27 protein-coding genes are annotated in these 23,079 nt (G+C 66.9%); 18 read left to right on the plus strand and 9 right to left on the minus strand.

Annotated elements, in window-relative coordinates:
- Window positions 1-121 precede the first annotated feature (121 nt).
- Together ffh and ACWW1C_RS10490 are read left to right on the plus strand one after the other, a co-directional pair.
- Entirely contained in the window at window positions 122-1,696 is a 1,575-nt protein-coding gene (gene ffh, locus ACWW1C_RS10485) for a signal recognition particle protein (protein ID WP_455983367.1), read from the plus strand.
- A gap of 1 nt (window position 1,697) precedes the next feature.
- A complete protein-coding gene (locus tag ACWW1C_RS10490; RefSeq protein WP_455983368.1) occupies window positions 1,698-2,795 on the plus strand; it encodes an amidohydrolase family protein in 1,098 nt (365 codons plus the stop codon).
- A gap of 1 nt (window position 2,796) precedes the next feature.
- On the opposite strand, the gene ACWW1C_RS10495 is transcribed toward ACWW1C_RS10490, so the two are convergent.
- Entirely contained in the window at window positions 2,797-3,630 is an 834-nt protein-coding gene (locus ACWW1C_RS10495; protein WP_455983369.1) for a D-alanyl-D-alanine carboxypeptidase family protein, read from the minus strand.
- A 64-nt stretch (window positions 3,631-3,694) separates the two neighbouring features.
- The gene (locus ACWW1C_RS10500; RefSeq protein WP_455983370.1) at window positions 3,695-4,573 is read right to left on the minus strand and encodes a D-alanyl-D-alanine carboxypeptidase family protein; all 879 of its coding nucleotides are present in this window, start codon (window positions 4,571-4,573) and stop codon (window positions 3,695-3,697) included.
- 72 nt (window positions 4,574-4,645) lie between these two features.
- Here ACWW1C_RS10500 and ACWW1C_RS10505 point away from each other — a divergent pair, with 72 nt between their 5' ends.
- The 5 genes from ACWW1C_RS10505 to trmD all read left to right on the plus strand — a co-directional run bounded on the left by ACWW1C_RS10505 (window position 4,646) and on the right by trmD (window position 7,180).
- Entirely contained in the window at window positions 4,646-5,077 is a 432-nt protein-coding gene (locus ACWW1C_RS10505) for a nuclear transport factor 2 family protein (RefSeq protein WP_455983371.1), read from the plus strand.
- 165 nt (window positions 5,078-5,242) lie between these two features.
- Window positions 5,243-5,719 carry a 30S ribosomal protein S16 gene (gene rpsP, locus ACWW1C_RS10510; RefSeq protein ID WP_455983372.1) on the plus strand — a complete coding sequence of 159 codons (477 nt, stop codon included), beginning with the start codon at window positions 5,243-5,245 and terminating at the stop codon, window positions 5,717-5,719.
- Complete coding sequence (locus ACWW1C_RS10515; RefSeq protein WP_003881089.1) at window positions 5,716-5,958, plus strand: RNA-binding protein; 243 nt, start codon at window positions 5,716-5,718, stop codon at window positions 5,956-5,958. The genes rpsP and ACWW1C_RS10515 overlap by 4 nt, the downstream gene beginning before the upstream one ends.
- A gap of 2 nt (window positions 5,959-5,960) precedes the next feature.
- Window positions 5,961-6,488 carry a ribosome maturation factor RimM gene (gene rimM, locus ACWW1C_RS10520; RefSeq protein ID WP_455983373.1) on the plus strand — a complete coding sequence of 176 codons (528 nt, stop codon included), beginning with the start codon at window positions 5,961-5,963 and terminating at the stop codon, window positions 6,486-6,488.
- 5 nt (window positions 6,489-6,493) lie between these two features.
- On the plus strand, window positions 6,494-7,180 hold the full coding sequence (trmD, locus tag ACWW1C_RS10525; protein WP_455983374.1) for a tRNA (guanosine(37)-N1)-methyltransferase TrmD: 687 nt from the start codon (window positions 6,494-6,496) through the stop codon (window positions 7,178-7,180).
- A 19-nt stretch (window positions 7,181-7,199) separates the two neighbouring features.
- On the opposite strand, the gene ACWW1C_RS10530 is transcribed toward trmD, so the two are convergent.
- Window positions 7,200-8,120 carry a serine hydrolase gene (locus ACWW1C_RS10530; protein ID WP_455983375.1) on the minus strand — a complete coding sequence of 307 codons (921 nt, stop codon included), beginning with the start codon at window positions 8,118-8,120 and terminating at the stop codon, window positions 7,200-7,202.
- Between the two features lie 315 nt (window positions 8,121-8,435).
- Here ACWW1C_RS10530 and rplS point away from each other — a divergent pair, with 315 nt between their 5' ends.
- The 4 genes from rplS (at window position 8,436) to ACWW1C_RS10550 (ending at window position 10,810) form a co-directional block, all read left to right on the plus strand.
- The gene (rplS, locus tag ACWW1C_RS10535) at window positions 8,436-8,777 is read left to right on the plus strand and encodes a 50S ribosomal protein L19 (protein ID WP_133762512.1); all 342 of its coding nucleotides are present in this window, start codon (window positions 8,436-8,438) and stop codon (window positions 8,775-8,777) included.
- A 43-nt stretch (window positions 8,778-8,820) separates the two neighbouring features.
- The gene (gene lepB, locus ACWW1C_RS10540; RefSeq protein ID WP_455983376.1) at window positions 8,821-9,690 is read left to right on the plus strand and encodes a signal peptidase I; all 870 of its coding nucleotides are present in this window, start codon (window positions 8,821-8,823) and stop codon (window positions 9,688-9,690) included.
- 8 nt (window positions 9,691-9,698) lie between these two features.
- Window positions 9,699-10,412, plus strand: coding sequence for a ribonuclease HII (locus ACWW1C_RS10545; RefSeq protein WP_455983377.1), 714 nt, complete (start codon window positions 9,699-9,701; stop codon window positions 10,410-10,412).
- A 92-nt stretch (window positions 10,413-10,504) separates the two neighbouring features.
- Window positions 10,505-10,810 carry a DUF2469 domain-containing protein gene (locus ACWW1C_RS10550; protein WP_003893809.1) on the plus strand — a complete coding sequence of 102 codons (306 nt, stop codon included), beginning with the start codon at window positions 10,505-10,507 and terminating at the stop codon, window positions 10,808-10,810.
- A 17-nt stretch (window positions 10,811-10,827) separates the two neighbouring features.
- Here the strand turns inward: ACWW1C_RS10550 and ACWW1C_RS10555 are convergent, their stop codons facing one another.
- Complete coding sequence (locus ACWW1C_RS10555) at window positions 10,828-12,042, minus strand: cytochrome P450 (protein ID WP_455983378.1); 1,215 nt, start codon at window positions 12,040-12,042, stop codon at window positions 10,828-10,830.
- A 142-nt stretch (window positions 12,043-12,184) separates the two neighbouring features.
- On the opposite strand from ACWW1C_RS10555, the gene ACWW1C_RS10560 reads away from it, so the two are divergent.
- The gene (locus ACWW1C_RS10560; RefSeq protein ID WP_455983379.1) at window positions 12,185-12,718 is read left to right on the plus strand and encodes a TetR/AcrR family transcriptional regulator; all 534 of its coding nucleotides are present in this window, start codon (window positions 12,185-12,187) and stop codon (window positions 12,716-12,718) included.
- 60 nt (window positions 12,719-12,778) lie between these two features.
- Window positions 12,779-13,447: a PadR family transcriptional regulator gene (locus tag ACWW1C_RS10565; protein ID WP_455983380.1), complete on the plus strand. Its 669-nt coding sequence runs from the start codon at window positions 12,779-12,781 to the stop codon at window positions 13,445-13,447.
- 33 nt (window positions 13,448-13,480) lie between these two features.
- Here ACWW1C_RS10565 and ACWW1C_RS10570 read toward each other — a convergent pair whose 3' ends face one another.
- Window positions 13,481-15,034 (minus strand): PTS transporter subunit EIIC, encoded by a 1,554-nt coding sequence (locus tag ACWW1C_RS10570; protein ID WP_455983381.1) that lies wholly within the window; start codon window positions 15,032-15,034, stop codon window positions 13,481-13,483.
- Between the two features lie 138 nt (window positions 15,035-15,172).
- Between ACWW1C_RS10570 and ACWW1C_RS10575 the strand changes: the two genes are divergently transcribed.
- Window positions 15,173-15,655, plus strand: a complete 483-nt coding sequence (locus ACWW1C_RS10575) for a PTS sugar transporter subunit IIA (protein ID WP_455983382.1) — start codon at window positions 15,173-15,175, stop codon at window positions 15,653-15,655.
- Window positions 15,656-15,658: 3 nt separating this feature from the next.
- Window positions 15,659-16,045 carry a DUF2237 family protein gene (locus tag ACWW1C_RS10580; protein WP_455983383.1) on the plus strand — a complete coding sequence of 129 codons (387 nt, stop codon included), beginning with the start codon at window positions 15,659-15,661 and terminating at the stop codon, window positions 16,043-16,045.
- Window positions 16,046-16,048: 3 nt separating this feature from the next.
- On the opposite strand, the gene ACWW1C_RS10585 is transcribed toward ACWW1C_RS10580, so the two are convergent.
- Window positions 16,049-17,755, minus strand: a complete 1,707-nt coding sequence (locus ACWW1C_RS10585; RefSeq protein WP_455983384.1) for a 3-ketosteroid-delta-1-dehydrogenase — start codon at window positions 17,753-17,755, stop codon at window positions 16,049-16,051.
- Between the two features lie 144 nt (window positions 17,756-17,899).
- Here ACWW1C_RS10585 and ACWW1C_RS10590 point away from each other — a divergent pair, with 144 nt between their 5' ends.
- From ACWW1C_RS10590 to ACWW1C_RS10600, 3 genes are read left to right on the plus strand one after another with little or no spacing between them, the layout of a single operon-like run.
- Window positions 17,900-19,030, plus strand: coding sequence for a Rieske 2Fe-2S domain-containing protein (locus tag ACWW1C_RS10590; protein WP_455983385.1), 1,131 nt, complete (start codon window positions 17,900-17,902; stop codon window positions 19,028-19,030).
- Window positions 19,030-19,308 carry a ferredoxin gene (locus tag ACWW1C_RS10595; RefSeq protein ID WP_455983386.1) on the plus strand — a complete coding sequence of 93 codons (279 nt, stop codon included), beginning with the start codon at window positions 19,030-19,032 and terminating at the stop codon, window positions 19,306-19,308. Before ACWW1C_RS10590 ends, ACWW1C_RS10595 begins: the two co-directional genes overlap by 1 nt.
- A gap of 4 nt (window positions 19,309-19,312) precedes the next feature.
- Window positions 19,313-20,113, plus strand: coding sequence for an SDR family NAD(P)-dependent oxidoreductase (locus ACWW1C_RS10600; RefSeq protein WP_455983387.1), 801 nt, complete (start codon window positions 19,313-19,315; stop codon window positions 20,111-20,113).
- Between the two features lie 69 nt (window positions 20,114-20,182).
- Here the strand turns inward: ACWW1C_RS10600 and ACWW1C_RS10605 are convergent, their stop codons facing one another.
- From ACWW1C_RS10605 to ACWW1C_RS10615, 3 genes are all read right to left on the minus strand, one after another.
- Entirely contained in the window at window positions 20,183-20,965 is a 783-nt protein-coding gene (locus ACWW1C_RS10605; RefSeq protein ID WP_455983388.1) for an SDR family NAD(P)-dependent oxidoreductase, read from the minus strand.
- A gap of 83 nt (window positions 20,966-21,048) precedes the next feature.
- Window positions 21,049-22,473, minus strand: coding sequence for an amino acid permease (locus ACWW1C_RS10610; RefSeq protein ID WP_455983389.1), 1,425 nt, complete (start codon window positions 22,471-22,473; stop codon window positions 21,049-21,051).
- A 69-nt stretch (window positions 22,474-22,542) separates the two neighbouring features.
- Window positions 22,543-23,055 (minus strand): anthrone oxygenase family protein, encoded by a 513-nt coding sequence (locus ACWW1C_RS10615; RefSeq protein ID WP_455983390.1) that lies wholly within the window; start codon window positions 23,053-23,055, stop codon window positions 22,543-22,545.
- Window positions 23,056-23,079: the final 24 nt, after the last annotated feature.

Consider the following 23,079-nt stretch of genomic DNA (forward strand, 5'->3'; position numbering starts at 1 on the left):
GCGCGCAGGGGCATGTCGATCGCTGTCATCAGGCCGCCGAGACGTTCTGGTCACGTGCGTGACCAGATCAACCTCGACGGTGCGCTCCAGGCCAAAGCCTGCCGACCGTTAGGCTTGTCGGGTGTTTGAATCCCTGTCCGACCGGTTGACCGGTGCGCTGTCGGGTCTGCGCGGCAAGGGCCGGCTGACCGACGCCGATATCGACGCCACCGCCCGCGAAATCCGCCTGGCCCTACTCGAGGCCGACGTGTCGCTCCCGGTGACGCGCGAATTCATCGGCCGGATCAAGGAACGCGCCAAGGGCGCCGAAGTCTCCGGTGCGCTGAACCCGGCTCAGCAGGTCGTCAAGATCGTCAACGAGGAGCTCATCGGCATCCTCGGCGGTGAGACGCGTCAGCTCGCCTTCGCGAAGAACCCGCCGACGGTCATCATGCTGGCGGGTCTGCAAGGTTCCGGTAAGACCACCCTCGCCGGCAAGCTGTCGAAATGGCTTGCCGAGCAAGGGCATACGCCGCTGCTGGTGGCCTGTGACCTGCAACGCCCCGGCGCGGTCAATCAGCTGCAGATCGTCGGTGAGCGGGCGGGCGTCAGCGTCTTCGCGCCGCACCCGGGAGTCTCGCCCGGCGGCGTGACCATCGACCAGATGACCACCGGCGACCCGGTGTCGGTTGCCGCCGCAGGCCTCGCCGAGGCCAAGGCCAAGCACTTCGACGTCGTGATCGTCGACACCGCCGGCCGTCTCGGTATCGACGAGGAACTGATGGCCCAGGCCGCCGCGATCCGCGACGCCGTCAAGCCCGACGAGACACTGTTCGTCCTCGACGCGATGATCGGTCAGGACGCCGTCACGACCGCCAACGCCTTCCGTGAGGGCGTCGGCTTCACCGGTGTCGTGCTGACCAAGCTGGACGGCGACGCCCGTGGTGGTGCGGCGCTGTCTGTGCGGGAGGTCACCGGCGCGCCGATCCTGTTCGCCTCCGCCGGCGAGAAATTGGAGGACTTCGACGTCTTCCACCCCGACCGGATGGCGTCGCGCATCCTGGGCATGGGCGACGTGCTCACCCTCATCGAGCAGGCCGAGCAGGTCTTCGACCAGAAGAAGGCCGAAGAAGCCGCGGCGAAGATCGGTTCGGGCGAGCTCACGCTGGAGGATTTCCTCGAGCAGATGCTGATGATCCGCAAGATGGGTCCGATCGGAAACCTGCTGGGGATGCTGCCCGGCGCCGGTCAGATGAAGGACGCGCTGGCCGCCGTCGACGACAGCCACCTCGACCGGATTCAGGCCATCATCCGCGGTATGACGCCCGCCGAGCGGTCCGACCCGAAGATCATCAACGCATCCCGGCGACTGCGCATCGCGAACGGCTCCGGCGTCACCGTGGCCGAGGTCAACCAGCTGGTCGACCGCTTCTTCGAAGCCCGCAAGATGATGTCGCAGATGGCCGGCCAGATGGGAATGCCGTTCGGCCGCAAGAACTCCCGCAAGGTCGCCAAGGGCAAGAACAAGCAGGCGGGCAAGAAGAAGGGCGGCCGGGGTCCGACGCAGCCGAAGGCCGCCGCCAACCCGTTCGGCCTGGACCCCAGTGCGCTGCCCGGTGGGTTCCCGGACCTGTCGAACATGCCGCAAGGGCTCAACGAATTGCCGCCGGGCCTTGCCGACTTCGATCTGTCGCAGCTGAAGTTCCCGAAGAAGTAGCGTGACGGCGGTGCCTCCCGTCGCTTCGCTCGCCCCGGCCATACACATTCGTGGTCGGGGGCTGCCCGACGGTGAAGAGGTGCAGTGGTGGATACACCGCGGTGTGCTGTCGGCTGAACCGGTAGCCGGCGCCGAGACCGTCTTCGACGGTGGCTGGATCATCCCCGGCCTCGTCGACGCGCATTGCCACGTCGGCATCGGGCCGGGTGGCCCCGTCGAACTCGACGAGGCCGAGCGGCAGGCCGAGACCGAGCGGCAGGCCGGTGCGCTGCTGCTGCGTGACGCCGGCTCGCCGGTCGACACCCGCGGCTTCGACGACCGTGAAGACCTGCCGAGGATCATCCGAGCGGGACGGCACCTGGCGCGGCCCAAGCGCTACCTGCCGGGCCTGCCGATCGACATCGAAGACGAGTCTCAGCTGCCGCAGTATGTCGCCGAGCAGGCCCGCCGGGGCGACGGCTGGGTCAAACTCGTGGGCGACTGGATCGACCGGGGAGCGGGAGACCTGGCGCCGCTGTGGTCCGACGACGTCCTCAAGGCCGCCATGGACGCCGCCCACGCCAACGGTGCCCGGGTGACAGCGCACGTGTTCGGCGAGGAGGCGCTGCCAGGGCTGATCAACGCCGGTATCGACTGCATCGAGCACGGCACCGGGATCACCGACGACATCATCGAGCTGATGCTGGCCCACGGCACGGCGCTCGTGCCGACCCTGATCAACATCGAGAATTTCCCCGGGATCGCGGAGAAGGCGGCCAAGTTCCCGGCGTACGCGAAGCACATGCGCGATCTGTATGCGACGTGCCCGCAGCGGGTCGGTGCCGCACACGAAGCCGGGGTGCCCATCTACGCGGGTACCGACGCCGGCGGCATGATCGCCCACGGCCGGATCGCCGACGAGGTCGCCGCGCTCGGCCGGGTGGGCATGAATCCGACCGCAGCGTTGGGGGCGGCCAGCTGGGCCGCCCGCGCCTGGCTCGGGCGGCCGGCCTTGGAGCACGGCGCGTCAGCCGATCTCGTCTGCTATGCGGACGACCCGCGGTCACCGGGCGTGCTCGACCACCCCGCGTTGGTGATCCTGCGCGGACGGGTCTACTGACTCAGGCGTACTGGCTGAAACCCCAGTCCAGCAGCTGCCGTGCCTGGGGGTAGAGATCACCGGTGCCGTACATCTGGACCACGACCAGCCGGTGGTTGCCGCGTTGCGCGGCGCCGGCGTACGTCTTGCGAGCCCGGTCGGTGTAGCCGGTCTTGCCGGCGAAATCGCCTGGGTAGCCGGTCAACAGCTCATTCTGGCTGGTGAGGGTCCGACCGGGGAACTGCGCGGAGGTCTGCCGGAAAATCTCGGCGATCACGGGATAGGTCAGCGCCGCCCGGTAGATCACCGCGAGATCGCGCGGTGTGGTGATCGATTCCCAGCCGGGCCCGTCGAGCCCCGACGGTGAGCCCGCCCGGGTGCTTCGGGCCCCGAGCGCAAGCGCCTTGCGGTTCATGGCGGCGACCGTGACGCGTTGCCCGCCGAGCATGTCTGCCAGCATGTTCGCGGCGTCGTTGCCCGACACCATGAGCAGCGCATCCAAGAGTTGCCGCGCGGAGTACACCTGGCCGGGTTTGAGCCCGACGCACGAGCACTCGACCTTGGTGTGCGAGTCGTTGGCCCGGCCGAGGGCGTCCGGTCGCAGGTTGTCCAGGACGACCATGGCCAGCAGTGGCTTGATGGTGCTCGCCGGCGCGTAGGAGCCGTTGGGGTCCTGCGAGGCCAATACCTGTCCGGTATCGAGGTCGGCGACCAGCCACGCTTTCGCCGGGCCGTTCGCCAGTGCCTGTGCGCCCGTGGGCTGCCCGGTCGGCTCGGCGACGGCGGTGGGCGTTGCGATCGGCGCTGCCAGTAGTGCGCTGAGGACCAGCGCGGTCGCCGTGAACAGTCTGCGCACGAGCGCCGACGCTACGGACGCCAGGCTGCGATCAGCTCGCGCCGAGATTCCGGTCGGGTATCGGTTAGAGGGAGCCGACGCTGGCCGAGTGGTCCTGCGCGAAGCCCCAGTCCAGCAGCTGCGCGGCCTGGTCCCAGTAGGTCGGGCCGCCCTCGTGCACCATGCCGTACATCATCGCGATGACGAGTCGGCGGCCGCCGCGGTCGGCCGCGGCCACGTACGTCTTCTTGGCGGCGTCGGTGAACCCGGTCTTGCCGCCGATGGTCCCGGGGTAGCGCTGCAACAGCTGATTCTCGTTGACGATCTGCTCGTTGCCGTTCTTGCCCGGGAACGTCGCGGCGGGCTGCGCGGTGATCTGCGCGAAGTAGGGGTTGCCCATGGCGGCGCGGAAGATGATCGCCAGGTCGCGGGGTGTGGTCCAGCCCGAACCGCCGGCCCCGTCCAGGCCGGACGGCGTGGCGGCATGGGTGTCGACGGCGCCGATGGCGGCGGCCTTCGCATTCATCTTGGCGACCGCAGCGTCGTAGCCACCGATCATGTCCGCCAAGGCGTTGGCGGCGTCGTTGCCCGAGGCCAGCAGGACCGCGTCCAGCAGTTGGCGCGCGGTGTAGACGTGGCCGGGGACGATCCCGGCGCAGTTGCACTCCACCTGGGTGTCGGCGACGGTGCCGACCACGGTCGCGTCCAGGCTCGGCAGCTCGCTGAGCGCGGTCAGCGCGAGCAGCGTCTTGATGGTGCTGGCGGGCGGATGCCGCAGGTCGATATCTTGCCCGGCGAGGATCTGGCCCGAATCCATGTCGGCGACAATCCAGGCCGGGGCCGGCCCCGCCGGGATCGGCCTGGTGCCGACCGGCTGGATGTCGGGGTCAGCAGCTGCGATCTGCGGCGTGACCAGGAACACGAGCGTCAGGGCCGCCATGACGGCGGTTGCGAACCTTCCCATGGAGCCAGCAGCCTACTGGCCGAACCTGGACGGTGTCGTTTCAGCGACGGTCCGGTGGTGTTCAATCGGATCATGCTGAGTCTGGAAGAGATCTCGGACCGTCTGGAAATCCAACAGCTGTTGGTCGCCTACTCGACGGCCATCGACACCCGTCAATTCGATGATCTGGCACAGGTTTTCACACCCGATGCCTACATCGACTACCGGGCGATGGGCGGCATCGACGGACGCTTCCCCGAGGTCAAGGAATGGCTGGCGCAGGTGCTGCCCAATTTCCCGGCCTATGCGCACATGCTCGGCAACTTCGACGTCACCATCACCGGTGACACCGCGAAGTCACGCACCATCTGCTTCAACCCGATGGTGCTGCCGGCCGGCGGGCCGGACCAGCAGAGCCAGGTCCTGTTCTGCGGGCTCTGGTACGAGGACGAATTCGTCCGCACCGCCGAAGGGTGGCGCATGACGCGGCGCGTCGAGACCAAGTGCTTCGACCGTGTGGTCTAGCGGGATTTGGGCGGGTCGTGGCTGCTCTGGCAGAATGGTCGGCTGTCTGTCCGCGACTCGTTCAATGCGCCGCGCGGCAGTCACACACGTGAGGCAAGACCGGACCGGGCAATCCGCCTGAGTCGCTGAATTGCGGCGTGGCAATCATCAGGAGAAGTGCAGAACATGGCTGTCAAGATCAAGCTCACCCGGCTTGGCAAGATCCGCAACCCCCAGTACCGCATCATCGTCGCCGACGCGCGCACCCGCCGCGACGGCCGCGCCATCGAGGTCATCGGCCGGTACCACCCGAAGGAAGAGCCGAGCCTGATCGAGATCGATTCGGAGCGCGCGCAGTACTGGCTGGGCGTCGGCGCACAGCCGACCGAGCCGGTGGCCGCCCTGCTGAAGATCACGGGTGACTGGCAGAAGTTCAAGGGCCTGCCGGGCGCCGAGGGCACCCTGAAGGTCAAGGAGCCCAAGCCCTCCAAGCTGGATCTGTTCAACGCCGCGCTGGCCAACGCCGACGCCGCCGCCGGTGGCGAGGCCGTCACGCTGAAGAAGCGCAAGGACAAGAAGGAAGAGGCCGCCGAGGCCGCCGCCGAGACCCCTGCTGCCGACACTGAGGCTTCTGCATCTGAGGCCGAAGCTCCCGCCGAATGAGCAGCGTCGTCGTCGACGCCGTAGAGCATCTGGTGCGCGGGATCGTCGACAACCCTGACGACGTCCGGGTCGACATGGTGACCAGCCGCCGCGGTCGTACCGTCGAGGTGCATGTGCACCCCGACGACCTGGGCAAGGTCATCGGGCGTGGCGGCCGCACGGCCACCGCGCTGCGGACGCTGGTCGCCGGTATCGGCGGCCGGGGCATCCGCGTCGACGTGGTGGACACCGACCAGTAAATATGGACCTCGTGGTCGGCCGCGTCGTCAAGGCGCATGGCATCAGCGGCGAGGTAGTCGTCGAAGTACGTACCGATGATCCCGGCGAGCGTTTCTCGCCGGGATCATCGCTGCGTGGCAAGCCGGGAGCCCGAAATCCCGGTCCCGAACGCACCTACGTCGTCGAATCGATGCGCGAGCATGGCGGCCGGCTGTTGGTGCGCCTCGATGGCGTGACCGACCGCAACGCGGCAGATGCGTTGCGCGGCACCCTGTTTCTGGTGGACTCCGCCAGTCTGCCGCCCATCGAAGAACCCGACGAGTTCTACGATCACCAACTCGAAGGCCTCAAGGTCCGCACTGTCGACGGTGTCGATGTGGGTGTGGTGACCGAGGTGCTGCACACGCCCGGCGGCGAATTGCTGTCCATCAAAAGAGAGTCCGGCGCCGAGCTGCTGGTGCCGTTCGTCACGCACATGGTGCCGACGGTGTCGCTGGCCGACGGTCTGGTGGAGATCGATCCGCCCGACGGCCTGCTCGAGTTGGACTGACATCCATGCGGATCGACGTCGTCACCATTTTTCCGGCGTATCTCGATGCGCTGCAACAGTCCCTGCCGGGCAAGGCCATCGCCAACGGCACGGTCGAACTCGGTGTGCACGACCTGCGGAACTGGACGCATGACGTCCACAAGTCGGTCGACGATTCCCCGTATGGCGGCGGTCCCGGCATGGTGATGAAAGCGCCGATCTGGGGCGCCGCCCTCGACGAAATCTGCACGCCGGAAACCGTTTTGGTGGTCCCGACGCCGGCGGGCCGGTTGTTCACGCAGGAACACGCGCACCGCTGGACCGGCGAGAAGCACCTGGTGTTCGCCTGTGGACGCTACGAGGGCATCGACCAGCGCGTCGCCGACGATGCCGCGCGCCGGATGCGCGTCGAAGAAGTGTCGATCGGTGACTATGTGCTGCCCGGCGGTGAGTCCGCGGCGCTGGTCATGATCGAAGCCGTGGTCCGGTTGCTGCCCGACGTCCTGGGCAATCCGCAGTCACACCAAGATGATTCGCACTCGGCGCATGTCGGGGGAGTGCTGGAGGGGCCGAGCTACACCCGGCCGCCCGTCTGGCGGGATCTCGAGGTGCCGCCGGTGTTGCTGTCAGGTGATCACGCGAAGGTGGCCGCCTGGCGCCGCGAACAGGGCCTGCAGCGGACCCGCGAGCGCCGCCCGGACCTGTTGGGCTAGAACGACTTCCGTCGCCTCGTTAGCTGATTCGCCCGCCCGGGAACATCGTCTTGACGGCGCCCGTGATGGTGGCGCGTGCCGTGGCGTCATCGGTGGGCTGTAGCGAGCCGATCGCCATGACGTAGCGCCGGTCGGCGCCGATCACGCCGGTGGACATGTGCATCCAGTTGTTGCCGCCCCATTCCGGCATCCACCCCTGCTTCACCGCGACCGGTTCGCCGTACAGGCCGTCCGGGATGCCGAAGCGCTGTGGGTAGCCGTCGGCGCCGGCGGGCGTGGACGCGGCCAGATTGGACAGGATGATGCTGGCCCGCTCCGGCGGGAGGCCACCGGAGCCGTTCAGCAACTGGTCGTAGTAGTGCACCAGGTCGGTCGTGGTGCTCATGGTGTTCCACCACTTGCCGTCGTACGGCACCGACGTCCCCGTCAGCCCGTAGCGCGCCGCGACGCGGCTGACGACGCTGTTGCCGCCACTGCGGTTCCAGAAGACCTCGGCCGCGGAGTCGTCCGACGAACGCAGCATGGTGTCGAGCGACTGACGGTCGGCTGCGGTGAGCTCGATCTGGCCTTTCGCCTCCTGCAGCAGCAGATCGTCGGCGATGAACAACTTGGCCACCGACGCGATGGGCATGGCGGACTTGTTGCCGGTGGCGATCAGCTGGCCGGTGTCGCGATCGAGAACCGCCACGCTGATCTGTGCGCCGGCTGCCGCCGCGTCGTTTGTCGCACTGCGTTCGCGAGCGTCGAGACCCGCCAGCGCGGTGGCGGGCTCGGCGGCCGGAGCCTCCGGCATTTCCAGCGCGGTGACGACGGGCACGACGGTCAGCGCGATCTTGTTCGGCGGCGCGGCGCCGTAGACCTTGGCCTCGCAACCGGCTGTGAGCATCACCGCTGCCGTGGCGGCGGTGATGGTCAGCAGCTTCAACTGCTGCGGGCGCATGAGTCTCCTCGGATCACGACGGATAAAATTCTGGTTGATCAGCGTAACCGGTAATGCTGAGTTAGGTGTGACGTCTGTGACGGTGCCGTGTGTGATGTCTGCTGCACCAGCCCCGCTGGAGTCACGATTTCGTCACCCGGCGGCCGTCTGGCACAATTGAGCAGTTGTCTGCGCTGGGCGCGGGGTCGGCGTCTGTTTCGGATGTGTCCCCGCCCGCTACGGCATCCGACCAACGTCCGTAAAGAGAATGGCTTTTCCGTCGCGCCGCATGGCGTCCGGCGGCTGTAGCCGCGAGTTAGCAAGGAAGTGTCACCGATGAAAACGCTGGACTTCGTCGACCAGGCGTCGCTGCGCGACGACATCCCGGCCTTCAACGCCGGCGACACCCTCAACGTCCACGTCAAGGTCATCGAGGGCAACAAGCACCGCATCCAGGTGTTCAAGGGCGTCGTGATCCGTCGTCAGGGTGGCGGCATCGGTGAGACCTTCACCGTCCGCAAGGAGAGCTACGGCGTCGGCGTCGAGCGGACCTTCCCGGTGCACTCGCCGAACATCGACCACATCGACGTCGTCACCCGCGGTGACGTCCGTCGCGCCAAGCTGTACTACCTGCGCGAGCTCCGTGGCAAGAAGGCCAAGATCAAGGAAAAGCGCTGAGCCTGTTCGGCGACCTTTCCGCCGAACTGATTAGCCTGGTGCCGTGACCGGCCCAAGCGAAGACAGCACCACTCCGGACAGTCCGACGACGGACGACGCCGACACGACAGCGACCGCCGACTCGGCCGCGAAGGCAGACGAGGCCGCCAAGGCCAAAGAGGCCGACGAGAAGCCGAGGTCGAAACTGGCCGCGCTGCGCGAAGGCGTCGTCCTCGTCGTCACGGCGGTGCTGCTGTACTACCTCGTGCTGACGTTCGTCGCACGGCCGTACCTGATTCCGTCGGAGTCCATGGAGCCCACGCTGCACGGCTGCAGCGGCTGTGTCGGCGACCGGATCATGGTCGACAAGCTGACCTACCGGTTCAGCTCGCCGGAGCCCGGTGACGTCGTCGTCTTCAAGGGCCCGCCGAACTGGAACATCAGCTACCGGTCGATCCGTTCGGACAACCCGACCATGCGCTGGATCCAGAACGCGCTCTCGGTCGTCGGCTTCGTGCCGCCCGATGAGAACGACCTGGTGAAGCGCGTCATCGCGGTGGGCGGCCAGACGGTGCAATGCCGCAACTCGACTGGCCTGACGGTCGACGGCAAGAAGCTCAAAGAGCCGTACCTGGACCCGGCGACCATGTCGGTCGACCCGGCGACCGATCCGTGCCTGGGCAACGAGTTCGGCCCCGTGAAGGTGCCGGACGGCAGGCTCTGGGTGATGGGGGACAACCGCACCCACTCGGCCGATTCGCGTGCCCATTGCACGAACACGCCGGCTGACGCCATCAACGCGCTGATGTGCACCGGTGACCCGACCGCGGGCACGGTGCCGGTCGCCAATGTGATCGGGAAGGCCCGGTTCATCGCCTGGCCGCCGTCGCGCTGGGGCGGTGTCGTCACGGTCAATCCGCAGACCGGCCAATAGGTTTTCCGGTGCCGCGGGGTACATGCTCTTCGCGCGAGCGCTCATCGTGGCCACCGCGCACGGTGATCCGCAAGTCCTCGGGCCTGCGCACCCTGGAGTCCGCGCTGTACCGCGGCGGACTGGGGCCGGTCGCGGGGGTGGACGAGGTCGGGCGTGGGGCCTGTGCCGGTCCGCTCGTCGTGGCGGCCTGCGTGTTGGGACCGAATCGTCTGGAAAGCCTGGCGGCCCTTGACGATTCGAAGAAGCTGAACGAAGCCGAACGGGAACGGCTGTTCCCGCTGATCCGGCGCTATGCCCTCGCGTACCACGTGGTTTTCATCCCGTCGGTCGAGGTCGACCGGCGCGGGGTGCACATCGCGAACATCGAAGGCATGCGACGCGCGGTCGCGGGCCTGTCGCTGCGGCCGGGCTACGTGCTCTCCGACGGGTTCCGGGTGCCGGGTCTGTCGGTGCCGTCGTTGCCGGTGGTCAGCGGGGATGCCGCGGCCGCCTGTATCGCCGCGGCCAGCGTGCTGGCCAAGGTCAGCCGCGACCGCCTGATGGTGGAGATGGATGCCGTGCACCCGGGCTACGGGTTCGCGGTGCACAAGGGGTACGGCACCGCCGCGCATACCGCGGCGCTGGCGGAACTGGGGCCCTGCCCCGAGCACCGGTTTTCGTTCGCCAATGTGCGCAAGCTGGCCGCCAACCCGGCGATAGAGCAGCGCTGCCGTTCCGGGTAAGGAAAAATGGGAACTGGTCGCCGATCCGAACAACACATGGCCCCGAAAAACCGAGTAGACCGAAGGACCGCTGAACTGATGAGTTTGTGCCGATGAGTGCCGAGGATCTCGAGAAGTATGAAACCGAGATGGAGCTCTCGCTGTACCGCGAGTACAAGGACATCGTCGGACAGTTCAGCTATGTCGTGGAGACCGAGCGTCGCTTCTACCTCGCCAACAGCGTCGAGCTGATCCCGCGCAACGCCGACGGTGAGGTCTACTTCGAGCTGCGTCTGGCCGACGCGTGGGTGTGGGACATGTACCGTCCTGCGCGCTTCGTGAAGCAGGTCCGGGTCATCACCTTCAAAGATGTCAACATCGAAGAGGTCGAGAAGCCCGAACTGCGCCTGCCTGAATAACCGACCATCGGCGGCGATCAGCGGTAGCGAAGCTCCAGGCGCCGGTGCCGGCGCACCATGAGGCTGGGTACCCATTCGGCATCGGCCAGCTCGAACCAGTTGGTGGCCTCCAGCAGCATGGTGATGCCGATGCGGGCTTCGGTACGGGCCAGCGCGGCGCCGACGCAGAAGTGCAGACCCTTCCCGAACGCGAGGTGATTGCGCAGGTTCGGCCGGTGCAGCTGCAGGACGTCGGGGTCGTCGAAGGCCGCCGGATCGCGGTTGGCCGAACCCCAGAGCAGTAGTAGGTGACCATTTTTGGGCAGCGGTACGCCGGCCAGCGTGGTGTCCTGCCGGATGTGCCGGTGATGGTTGCGGAACGGCGACTCCAGCCGCAGGGTTTCCTCCAGCAGTGCGGGCACCAGTTGGGTGTCGCCCCGCACCTGTTCCTGGGCGTCGCGGTGGGTGGCGAGTAGCCGGGCCGCGTTGCCCATCAGCCCTGCGGTCGATTCGCCGCCCGCGCCGACGAGCTGAATCAGCATCAGCACCGCCACCTCGGTCGTGATGGCGTTCTCGGCCGCCGCGCGGGCCAGGTCCCCGAGCAGATCGTCGACTGGGTTCGCTTGGGCCGCAGCGAATTTGGCATACAGGTAGCCGGCCAATTGCGTCGACGTCTCGACCGCGGTGCCGATGTGTTCGAGGTCGAAGACGCCGCTGAGCAGTTCGGTGCTGCCGTAGCCCCACCGCACCAGTTGCGGCACGTCGTCGTCGGGCAGCCCGATCAGTCTGGCCACCAACGTCATCGGCAGGCGATCACCGATGGCGGACATCCACTCGATGTGGCCGTCGACTGCGTCCTCATGCCACAGCTGCCGGGCGATGTCGGTGATCGCCGGCTCGAGGGCCCGAATCCTCTTGGCCACCAGGGCCGGCAGCACCAGCTTGCGTTCATGTGCATGCCGCGGGTCGTCGCCGGTGGCGAGGACATGTCCCGCGGTATCGACGGCCCCCATGTCGAAAGTCCCCGCTCGAACGGGCCCGCCCGGTGTTCCGTCATTGACCAGCGTGGCGGTCAGGTTGGAGGAGAAGTGCTCCGGGCGGCTGACTGCCTCTTGCACGGCATCCCAGGTGGTGGCGAGGTAGAAGTCGGTGCCGGGTATGCGGTGCACCGGACCGGCGATGCGAAGCTGCGCATAACAGTCGTACGGATCGTCCAGCGTGGACGGGCTGAGAAGATCTGTAACTAGTTGCACGCCTTGAGTTTTGGGTTCCGGAAACGGCATGTCAAGGACGATTTCCGCCTGTCTCACGCACGGTTCGCGAGCTGCGGCGATGCAGACGAATTTCGGAAATCCGTCTCGCTATGAGACACAATTCTCGATTAGTATCACGCTTATGGACTGGCTGATCGGCGCCGATCGCCGCGACGCGGGCATCGAACGGATCTATGCCGCCGCGGCGGCCAGCGCTGCGAAACGGGGCCTGGACCGGTTGAACATCGACGAGGTGGCCGCCGGCGTGGGTTGTTCCCGTGCCACGGTGTACCGGCACGTCGGCGGTAAACAGGCGCTGCGGGACGGGGTGCTGGCGCGCGCGATCATGCGGGTCGGCCAGGAGATCGCGCAGGCGGTGTCCGGGCATACCGGGACCGAGCGGATCGCGGCGGCCGTGCTGTCGGCCCTGCGGGTGGTCCGGGCGGATCCGCTGGCCTCGGGTGTGGTGCGGGCCGGAACCCTCGCCGACTTCGACTCACCGCGGCTCGCGCAGGCGGCAGCAGAGCTGACAGGAACCACAGATCCGCTTCTCGCGGATTGGATCGTGCGGGTTGTCCTGTCATTGCTGTACTGGCCATTGGCCGACGAAAAGGCCGAAGAGCTGGTGGTACGCCGGTATGTGGCCGCGGTAGCCGGGCCGAAGGGACATCGATGACTGTCCCGACAGGCGGTCATGACTAGGGCCTTTGCGGCAATAGATTGTTAGGCTAAACAGATGGCAAGCAAGCCGCAGAGCAAACCGTCGCTGGCAGCGACGAGTTGGACGCTGCTCGGCATGTTGTCGTACGAAGAGGAACTCAGCGGCTACGACATCAAGAAATGGATCGACTGGAGCGTCGGCTTCTACTACTGGAGCCCGTCCTACAGCCAGATCTACACCGAGCTGAAAAAGCTTGAGGGACTTGGCTATCTCGATTCCCGTGTCGAGCAGGATGAGGGCCTGCGGTCGCGCCGCCTGTACAAGATCACCGAGTCCGGCATGGCCGCCGTGACCGACTGGACCAACAATGCGCCCGTCGACCCCCCGGTGCTCAAACACAGTGTGCTGCTGCGGGTTACGTTCGGCCACCTGAGCAATCCGACCCGCCTGCGCGAGCTGCTGGAGCAGCACGTCGCCTATTGCGAGGCCATGGAGCGGCAGGCTGCCGAGGACTCCGACGGCGCCAAGGCCCAGCCGGTGTGGGCGTATTCGGTGATCGCGCTGCGCTGGGCGGCCAAGTACTACGCCGCCGAGCGGGAACTCGCGCTCGAGCTCATGAAGGACATCGACGAAGCCGACGCGGTGTTGCAGACCGCGGCGAAAGGTGTTGCGGGCATGCCGCGTTCGATGCCGGGCCTGTGGCGTGAGGTCGAACGCGAGGTTCAGGGCCGCCACGACGTTTAGCCGGGGCGTTTTCCCGCCGCCGGGCCGCCGCGTCTAGAGGATCTCGGCGATGTCGTTCTTGAGGGCCTCGGCGTCGGTGCCGAAAACCGCTTGGACACTGTTGCCGACCTCGATGACACCGGCCGCACCGAGGCTCTTCAGCCGGTCCTGATCCACCTTGCCCTTGTCGGCGACCTCGATGCGCAGTCGCGTGATGCACGCGTCGACGTTGACGAGGTTGTCCCGGCCTCCGAAGGCGGCGATCACCTGCTCCGCCCTGCTGTCGGTCACCGCGCGTGCCGGTGCGACCACCGCGATGGTGGAGTCCGCGCCTTCGCCGAGGTTGGCTTGTTCCTCCGCCTCGAATTCGGTTTCCGGCTCCCGCCCCGGGGTCCGCAAATTCCATTTCGTGATGGCGAACCGGAACAGCACGTAGTAGACGACGAAGAAGACGACACCCATGCCGATGAGCAGCGGGATGTTCTTCGCGGCGGGCGCGGTGCCGTAGAGCAGGAGGTCGGCCAGCCCGGCGGAGAACGAGAAGCCCAGGTGGATGTCGAGTAGATACGCGATCGCCAACGACAGCCCCGTCAGCACAGCGTGGATGACGTACAGCGGGAACGCCACGAACATGAACGAGAATTCGAGCGGCTCGGTCACCCCGGTGAGCAGCGCGGTCAGCGCGGCCGCCGACAGAATGCCGACCGCGACCTTCCGCTGTTTCTTGTTCGCGACGTGGATCATCGCGAGGGCGGCGGCGGGCAGTCCGAACATGAGCACCGGGTAGAACCCTGACGTGAGGATGCCTGCCGTGGGGTCGCCCGCGGCGAATCGCGTGAGTTCGCCGGTGACGACGTGGCCGTCGGGAGTCTGGTAGTCGCCGTAGAGGAACCACACATAGGAATTCGGGATGTGATGGAGGCCGAGTGGAATCAGCATGCGGTTGGCGAATCCGTACACGAAGGCACCGAAGGCGCCCGAGCTGCCGATGAACTTGCCGAGGCCGGTGAGGCCGGCATCGAAGAGCGGGTAGCAGTAGCTCATCGCGAACGCCAGGAACAGGCAGGCGACGGACACCACGATCGGCACGAAGCGCCGGCCTCCGAAGAATCCGAGGTACGCGGGCAACTGGATGGTGTGGTAGCGGTCGAAGAGCCACGCGGTGAGCAGACCGACCACGATTCCCGCGAACACGCTGTAGTTGATCTGGGCCTGGCCGCCCGCTTTGTCGACCTCGCCGGCGAGCACGACCGGCGACATGGTCTTGAACACCGCCTGCACGACGAGATAACCGACGGCAGCGGCCAACGCTGTCGAGCCGTCCGCCTTCCTGGCGAATCCGATGGCCACACCCAGGGCGAACAGCAGCGGCAGATTGGTGAAGATCGCGTCGCCGGCAGCGCTCATCGCGTGGACGAACGGCCCGATGACGGGAGCTTTGATCTTGCCCAGCAGATCGTCTTGACCCAGCCGCAGCAGGATTCCCGCGGCGGGCAGCACCGCGATGGGCAGCATGAGGCTCTTGCCGAGCCGCTGAAGCTGTGCGAAGCCAGGAATGCGCAGGTCCGACTTTTCCTGTGCACCTGCGATTTTCGCTGTGCCGTTCATGTGCGAGGCCCTTCTCTGCCGCAAAAAACGCCACTCGGCGCGGAAGCTGTGCGGAAGCTTAGACGAGAACATGTGGCCGTGAGAGCGCGTTCGGCGGCGCTCGTATTGTTGGAGCGCAAGAACAGAGGAGATACGACAGTGAGTCAGACGTCAGTTCTCGCCCCGGTCGCTGGGCGCGCGGTTCTGCTCGAGGACGTCCCGGACCCGGTGTTCTCGGCGGGGATGGTCGGCTATGGTGCCGCGATCGACCCGCCGCGCCGGGTGATCGAGGCGGTCGCCCCGGTCAGCGGCAGGCTCTTGAAACTGATGCCACACGCCTATGTCATCGTGACGCCGGACAACGTGGGCGTTCTCGTACACCTCGGTTTGGACACCGTGACGCTGAACGGTGACGGCTTCACGGCCCACGTCAGTCAGGGTGAGGACGTGACCGCGGGCCAGGTCGTCATCGGTTACGACGTCGCCGCGGTCGAGGCCAAGGGGCTCAATCCCATTGTCGCCGTTGTGGTCATGGACGAACGTGTGCCGGAGAACGTGACGGTTTCCGACGCGGTCATCTCAGGTGCCGACATCGATTCCGGGGCATGCCTTTTCACTGCGAACAAGGTAAGGAAGGATTGACCGGTGGCAGACCGCAATGTGCTCGGAGCTCCGCTGGACCCGTGTGGCACAGAACCGCTGACCGGCTTCTACCGCGACGGCTGCTGCTCGACCGGTCCCGAGGACGCCGGCCGGCACACCATCTGCGCGGTCGTGACCGCCGAGTTCCTGACGCACCAGCGTTCGATCGGCAACGACCTGTCCACGCCGATGCCGCAATACCGCTTCCCGGGCCTGTCGCCCGGTGACCGCTGGTGCGTGACCGCGGTCAACTGGCTTCGCGCGCACAATGACGGATACGCGGCGCCTGTGGTACTCGCCTCCACGCACGAGCGGACCTTGGAGGTCGTGCCGCTCGAGGTGCTCAAGGCATACGCCGTCGACGTGCCCGACGATCTCGGCGGTCTCTGAGCGCTAGAACTTGCCCGCGGCATCCCGTCCGGCGATGTAGCCGTACACCAGGCCCTGCGCGATGGTGGCGCCCGCGCCCGGGTACACCGCACCGAAAGCGTTGGCCGCGGTGTTGCCCAGCGCATAGAGGCCTTCGATGACGCCGCCGTCCTCGCGGTGCACCCGGCCACGCTCGTCGGCGACCACGCCGCCGCAGGTGCCGAGGTCGCTCAGCGTCATCTTCACCGCGTAGAACGGGCCCTTGACCAGCGGCCGTAGGTTCGGGTTCGGCGTCACGGTCGGGTCGCCGTAGTAGCGGTCGTAGGCACTGAGGCCGCGGTCGAAATCAGGATCGATACCGGCAGCGGCGCTCTCGTTGAACCGCGTCATGGTCCGCTCGAAATCAGCGACCGGGACGCCCATCTGCGCCGCCAGGTCGGCGAAGTCGGTGGCCTTGGCCGCGATACCGGCCCGGTACCAGGACTTGGGCAGTGGCATCCGCGGGAACGAGCCGGCGGCGAAGACGTAGCTGTTGCGGTACTTCTGGTCGAACACGATCCACATCGACTCGACGGGGGTGCCGGCATGCTCGCGTTCGAGTACCTGCTGGCCGAACGACATGTAGTCGGTCGATTCGTTGGCGAAGCGCTTGCCGTCCTGATCGACGATGAGCGAGCCGGGCAGCGAGCGCTCGGCCAGCAGCACGGCGGGTGGGCGGCCGTCCGCGGATGCGACGGCCGGGAACCACCAGGCCTGGTCCATCAGGGCCGTCGCGGCACCGAGATCGGTGGCGGCCCGGATGGCCTCGCCGGTGTTGGAATCGGCGCCGAGGCTCTCGTGGTCACCGAGTGATTCGGATTGGTACTTGTGACGCATCGCCATGTCGTGGTCGAAGCCGCCGGCCGCCAGCACCACACCGCGCCGGGCGGTGACGGTCACTTCGCGGCCCGCGTGTGACAAGACCGCACCGGTGACGCGCCGGCCGTCGCCGGTCAGCCGAACCAGCGCGGTGTCGGTCCAGATCGGGATGCCGGCCTGCAGCACGCCGGCGAACAGTCCGGCCGCCAGTGCCTGGCCACCGGCGATGTACTCGCGGCCGAGCAGCTTGCCGCCGACGCCCTGGGCGAGGCGTTTTGCGATGAGCGGCAAGCCTTTTCGCGGCACTCGCGTCATCAGGTTCATCCACTTGTAATCCGCACCGGTGGTCGGCATCGGGACCTTGACCTCCATGACGCCGCCGCGCAGCCGATCCCGGTACTTGCCGAGCACGCGGGCGTTGAGAGGTCGGCACTCACAGGTGCGGCCGGTGGCCCGGCCGCCCGGCAGCTCAGGGTGATAGTCCGAGTACTCGCGGGCCCAGAACAGCCGCATCGGAGTGGTCCGACCCAACATGTCGACGGTCGCGTTGACGTGCTGGAGAAAGCCGGTGGCACGGGCCGGCGGCGCGGTCCCGTTCACCACGGCATCGAGGTAGGTCGAGGCGCGGTCCGCGGTATCGGCGGTGCCCTCGTCGGTCAGCAGGGGAGTGGTCGGCAGCCAGAGCGCGCCCCCCGAGCGGGCGGTGGAGCCGCCCACGTCGGATGCCTTCTCGACGACGAGGACGTTCAGCCCGGATTCGTGCCCGCTCAGTGCGGCGGCCAGGCCGGTGCCGGAACCGATCACCAGCAGATCGACGGTGGTGTCGGTGATGTCGAGGCCGGCCGGAATCGTGGCCGCGGCAGATGTCGTCACGGCCGCTAAGCGTATTGCGGCAGACGGGTTTCCGGTCTCGGACGTCCCTTCCAGCGGGATAACACGTGCATTCGCCACCGTGTTGCTGTTAGACCTGAATCATCAAACTGCAGCCCAGTTTTCAATGTGAGGATGGTCCATCAGATGTCGCTGGATGATGTCGATGTTCGCCAGATCGAAGCCGGTGAGGCGCCGGCCCGGTTCGCCCGTGGTTGGCACTGTCTCGGCCTGACCAAGGAGCTCGGTGACGGCAAACCGCACTCGATCAACGCTTTCGGTCAGAAGCTCGTCGTGTTCCGGAGCGGGGACGGCCAGCTGAACGTGCTGGACAGCTACTGCCGGCACATGGGCGGCGACCTGAGTCAGGGCACCGTCAAGGGCAACGAGATCGCCTGCCCGTTCCACGACTGGCGCTGGGGCGGCGACGGCAAGTGCAAACTGGTGCCGTACGCCAAGCGCACGCCACGGCTCGCACGCACCGCGAAGTGGGCGACCCTCGAGCAGGACGGGATGTTGTTCATCTGGAACGACCCCGAGGGCAGCGCCCCGCCGGAGGATTGCTACATCCCGCGCATCGAGCAGGCGGGCAGCGATGAGTGGACCGATTGGCATTGGTACACAACGGTTGTGAACGTCAACTGCCGCGAGATCATCGACAACGTCGTCGACATGGCGCACTTCTTCTACATTCACGGCTCGGTGCCGTCGCACTTCAAGAACATCTTCGAAGGGCAGGTCGCGACGCAGTACATGAACGGTGGCGGCCGCGAGGACATGCAGGGCACCGAGGGTGCGAAGATGCTCGGCTCGACGTCGGTGGCGTCGTACTACGGACCGTCCTTCATGATCGACGACCTGACGTACCACTACCCGGACGCCGATCACAAGACGATCCTGATCAACTGCCACTACCCGATCGACGCGAATTCCTTTGTGCTGCAGTACGGGATCATCGTGAAGAAGATGGCGGGCCTGCCGGAAGAGGCCGCCATGGCGACCGCGGTCGCGCTCGGCGACTGGGTGAAGCAGGGCTTCGAGCAGGACGTGCAGATCTGGAAGAACAAGGCCCGCATCGACAATCCGCTGTTGGTCGAAGAGGACGGCCCCGTCTACCAGCTGCGGCGGTGGTACGAGCAGTTCTACGTCGACATCGCGGATGTGGTACCGGAGATGGTCGACCGTTTCGAATACGAACTGGACACCACCGTCCCGCGCGAGGCGTGGACGAAGGAGATGGCGGCCAACATCGCAGCACGGGCCGCGGAGTCGGTCTGATGACCGTGCGGCCCGACGTCCGGCTGGCCGATATGCCGATGGTGCCGGTGGCCTGCCGGGCCTGCGGCGCACAGGTTTTGGCGCGCAAGGGCAGCTGGCAGCAGACCAGCGTGCAGTGGACCACCGGCTCGGCCGCGATGTGCGAGGAGCGCCGGCGCGCGGAGTGCCTGCCGGGACGCATCTTCCTGGCGTGTGGCGAGCTGAAGGAGTCCATCGCCGCGGCCGTCGCGGCGGGTGTCGTGCACGTCGTTCAGGACGAACCGGACGTGGCACCATAGCCGCATGAGCTCAGACAAACGGGTCGCGGTCGTCACCGGCGCCAGCAGGGGCGCCGGAAAGGGCATTGCCGCGGCGTTGGTGGCCGACGGGTGGACGGTGTACCTGACCGGACGTACCGTCACCGATCCCGGCGACGGCGGCATCGCCGTCCCGCTGGATCACCGCGACGACGATGCGGTGGCGGCGTTGTTCGCGCGGGTGGCCGACGAGGCCGGGCGTCTCGACCTGCTGGTGAACAACGCCGCGGTGGTACACGACAACCTCGTCGACCCGAAGCCGTTCTGGGAGAAGCCGATCGGTCTAGGTGACGTGCTCGACGTCGGCCTGCGGTCGGCCTACGTGGCGTCCTGGCATGCCGCACCGCTGCTGGTGGCCCAGGACCGCGGCCTGATCGCGTTCACCTCGTCGCCGGGAGCGGTGTGCTACATGCACGGCCCCGCCTACGGCGCGCAGAAGGCCGGCGTGGACAAGATGGCCGCCGACATGGCGGTCGACTTCCATGGCACTGGCGTGTCGACGTTGTCGATCTGGATGGGCATTCTGCTCACCGACAAGTTCAAGCAGGCGTTCGACGCCGAGACGCTGGCCAAGGCGGCGGGCAATTTCGAGACGCCGGAGTTCATCGGGCATGTCATCAATGCGCTGTACCGGGACCCGGATCTGGAGGGCATCAGTGGGCAGACCGTGATCGCCGCGGAAGAAGCCCAGCGTTACGGCATCACCGATGTCGGCGGCCGCACGCCGCCGTCGCATCGGGCGATGCTTGGTGATCCGCGGGTGCCCAGCGAGGTGGTCGTCCGCTGAGCGGACAAGTCGGACTCCGTCCGCTGAGCGGACAGCTCGGACTCTGGTCAGCTGGACACCCGCGGAGGTCTAGCAGTGCGCGCCGCCGTCGATCCGGATCTCGGTGCCGGTGAGGAACGCGCCGTCATCGGACGCTGCCATCGCGACCACCGCGGCGACGGCGCTGGGGTCACCCAGGTTGGCGTCGTTGCCGGTGTTGAGCATGGGCACCTGCTTGGTCCACAAGCCATAGTCGACGCCTTCGGGCATCTTGGCGAAGGTGCCGTTGGCCAGCGGGGTGGACACACCACCTGGCTGGATGTTCACGGCGCGCAGACCCTGCTTGGCGTATTCGAGGGCAAGGGAGTGTGTGAAGCTCAGGATGCCGCCCTTGCTGGCGGAGTAGGCCGCCATGTACGGGTGGGCGTAGCTCGCCGAGGTGGACGTGAAGTTGATGACCACACCGCGCCCCGAGGCGAGCAGTGCCGGCAGGGCCTGACGGGTCATCAGGAAGGTACCGGTCAGGTTGACCGCGATGATGCGGTTCCAGTCGGCCAGCGTGGTTTCGTGGGTGTGCGCGCAGGTCTCGATCGCCGCCACGTTGACCAGCACGTCCAGACCGCCCATGTCCGCGATGGCGGCGTCGACACCCTTGCTGACGTCATCCTCGGACGAGATGTCGAGCACCGTGGTGGTGAGACGCGCTGCGGTGCCTGCCTTTTCGGCGGCCTCCCGGGTCCGGGCCAGGCCATCGGCGGAGATGTCGCACGCGACGACGGTGCCGCCCTCGTCGAGCAGGCGGGCCACGGTGGCCTGGCCGATGCCCGATCCGGCGCCGGTCACGATCACCCGGCGGTCGCTGAATCTATCCATGCTGCAAGTCCTTTCGTTGCCGAAGGATTCTTGCCGCACCGCTGTCCGTGTGGGTGGTGGTGGTCCGGTCACCGGGACGTCGGTCAGGTGTCGACCGACACCCGATGTTCGTCGTGGATCGACGGGGCCGCGGGCTCGGTCCCAGCTGCGTCGCGTCGCCGGACCACCTCGAAGGCGCCGAGGATGACGAGCAAGGTGACACCGCTCATCAGGAACTGCGATCGGGTGCCGGGCAGGAACGCCATGGCGAGAATCACGGTCGCCATGAGCGCGATGGTGGCGTAACTCAGCCACGGGAACAGCCACATCTTCAGTTTCAACGCGCCCGGCGCGCCTCGCTCGATCCGGCGACGCAGGACGACCTGCGATATCGCGATGATCAGGTAGACGAACAGCGCGACGGCACCGTAGGAGTTGATCAGGAAGTTGAAGACCACGTCGCCCCAGACGTAGGTCGCGGCGACCGACGCGTACCCGACGGCGGTGCCCAGCAGAATCGCGCGGCGCGGGACGCCGCTGCCGGACAGCTTGGTGAAGAACCGTGGGGCGTCGCCAGAGGTGGTGAGCGCGAACAGCATTCGTGAAGTCGTGTAGAGCGCCGAGTTGAGGCAGGACAGCACCGCGGTCAGCACGATGAAATTCATGATCGTCGCCACGCCCGGAATGCCGAGCACCGTCAGCACCGACGCGTAGGGGCTGATGCCCACGCTCTCGGTGTTCCATGGCTGGATGGCCACCACCACGAGGATCGATCCGACGTAGAACCCGATGATGCGGAAGACGATCGACTTCATTGCCCGCGTCACCGCGCGCTCGGGCTCGTCGGATTCGGCGGCGGCGATGGTGACGATCTCGGCGCCTGTGTAGAACGCCACGCAGGGCACCACGGCCGCCAATACCGCGCCCCAGCCGAGCGGCGCGAAGCCCCCGTGATCGATCAGGTTGGACAGGCCCGGTGTGGAGTGCGGCCACAGTCCGGTGAGCCACAGCGCGCCCATGCCCAGGAACACCACGATGGCAATGACTTTCACCGACGAGAACCAGTACTCGAACTCGCCGAACGAGCGCGCCGAGACCAGGTTGCTCGCGGTGAGGGCCAGCATCAGGCCGAGGCTCAACGCCCACAGCGGTACCGAGGGCAGCCAGAGATGCAGGATGCGGCCGCCCGCAACGGCTTCGACGGCAACCACGATGACGAAGAAGTACCAGTACATCCAGCCCGTGACGAAACCACCACGGCGTCCGAGCGCCTGCCGGGCGTAGACGTAGAAGGAGCCGACCACGGGTTGTGCCACAGCCATCTCGGCGAGCATCCGCATGATCAGCAGGGTGATGATGCCGGCGATCAGGAACGACACGATGGCCGCGGGTCCCGCACTACCGATCACGACGCCGCTGCCGACGAACAGCCCGGCGCCGATCACCCCGCCGAGTGCGATCAGGTTCAGATGCCTGCGCCGGAGGCCTTTCGCCAGCTGCGCATCGCCGGCCTTGATGTCGGAACTCACCACTGACGCCACGATGCCGCAGGTCTGTGCGCCGGCCCATGGTTGTGGTCATCGTGCGTTAATCGCGCCTCAACCGCGGGCCGCGAGTACTCCGGTCCATCCGAGCACGCCGGTGGCCGCGGTGTTGGCCAGAGCCCGGATCACATTCCAGCGCACCCAGGTCGACTCGAATTGCGCTCGGAGCGCCGCGAGGTCGGCGGGCGTGGTCGAGGCCGCCGCGGTGGCGAGCTTGTTGTTCAGCGGCACGTTGACGGCCGACGTGATGACCAGGCTGGCGATGTTGAGCGCCAGGCCGATTCCGATCCAGATCAGGACAGGGCGGGCGTCGGGCTTGAGGTAGCACGCCGCAGCCAGCGCGGAGAAGACGACCGACCCGAGGAAGGTCAGCATGAACGATGGGTTGACGATCACCACGTTGATCTTGTTCATGACGTCGATGTAGGTGCGGTCGTCGAACGCACCGAGCGCGGGCATCACCGACACCGCGTACGAGTAGTACAGGCCGGCCAGGAGTCCGGACGTCACCACAGCGACGATGAGCACCGTCACGCCGATGGGCTGGGGGAGCTTGCTGAAGGTCATGGGCTGACCGTATTGACTCCAGGT

The organism is Mycobacterium sp. HM-7, assembly GCF_053852335.1.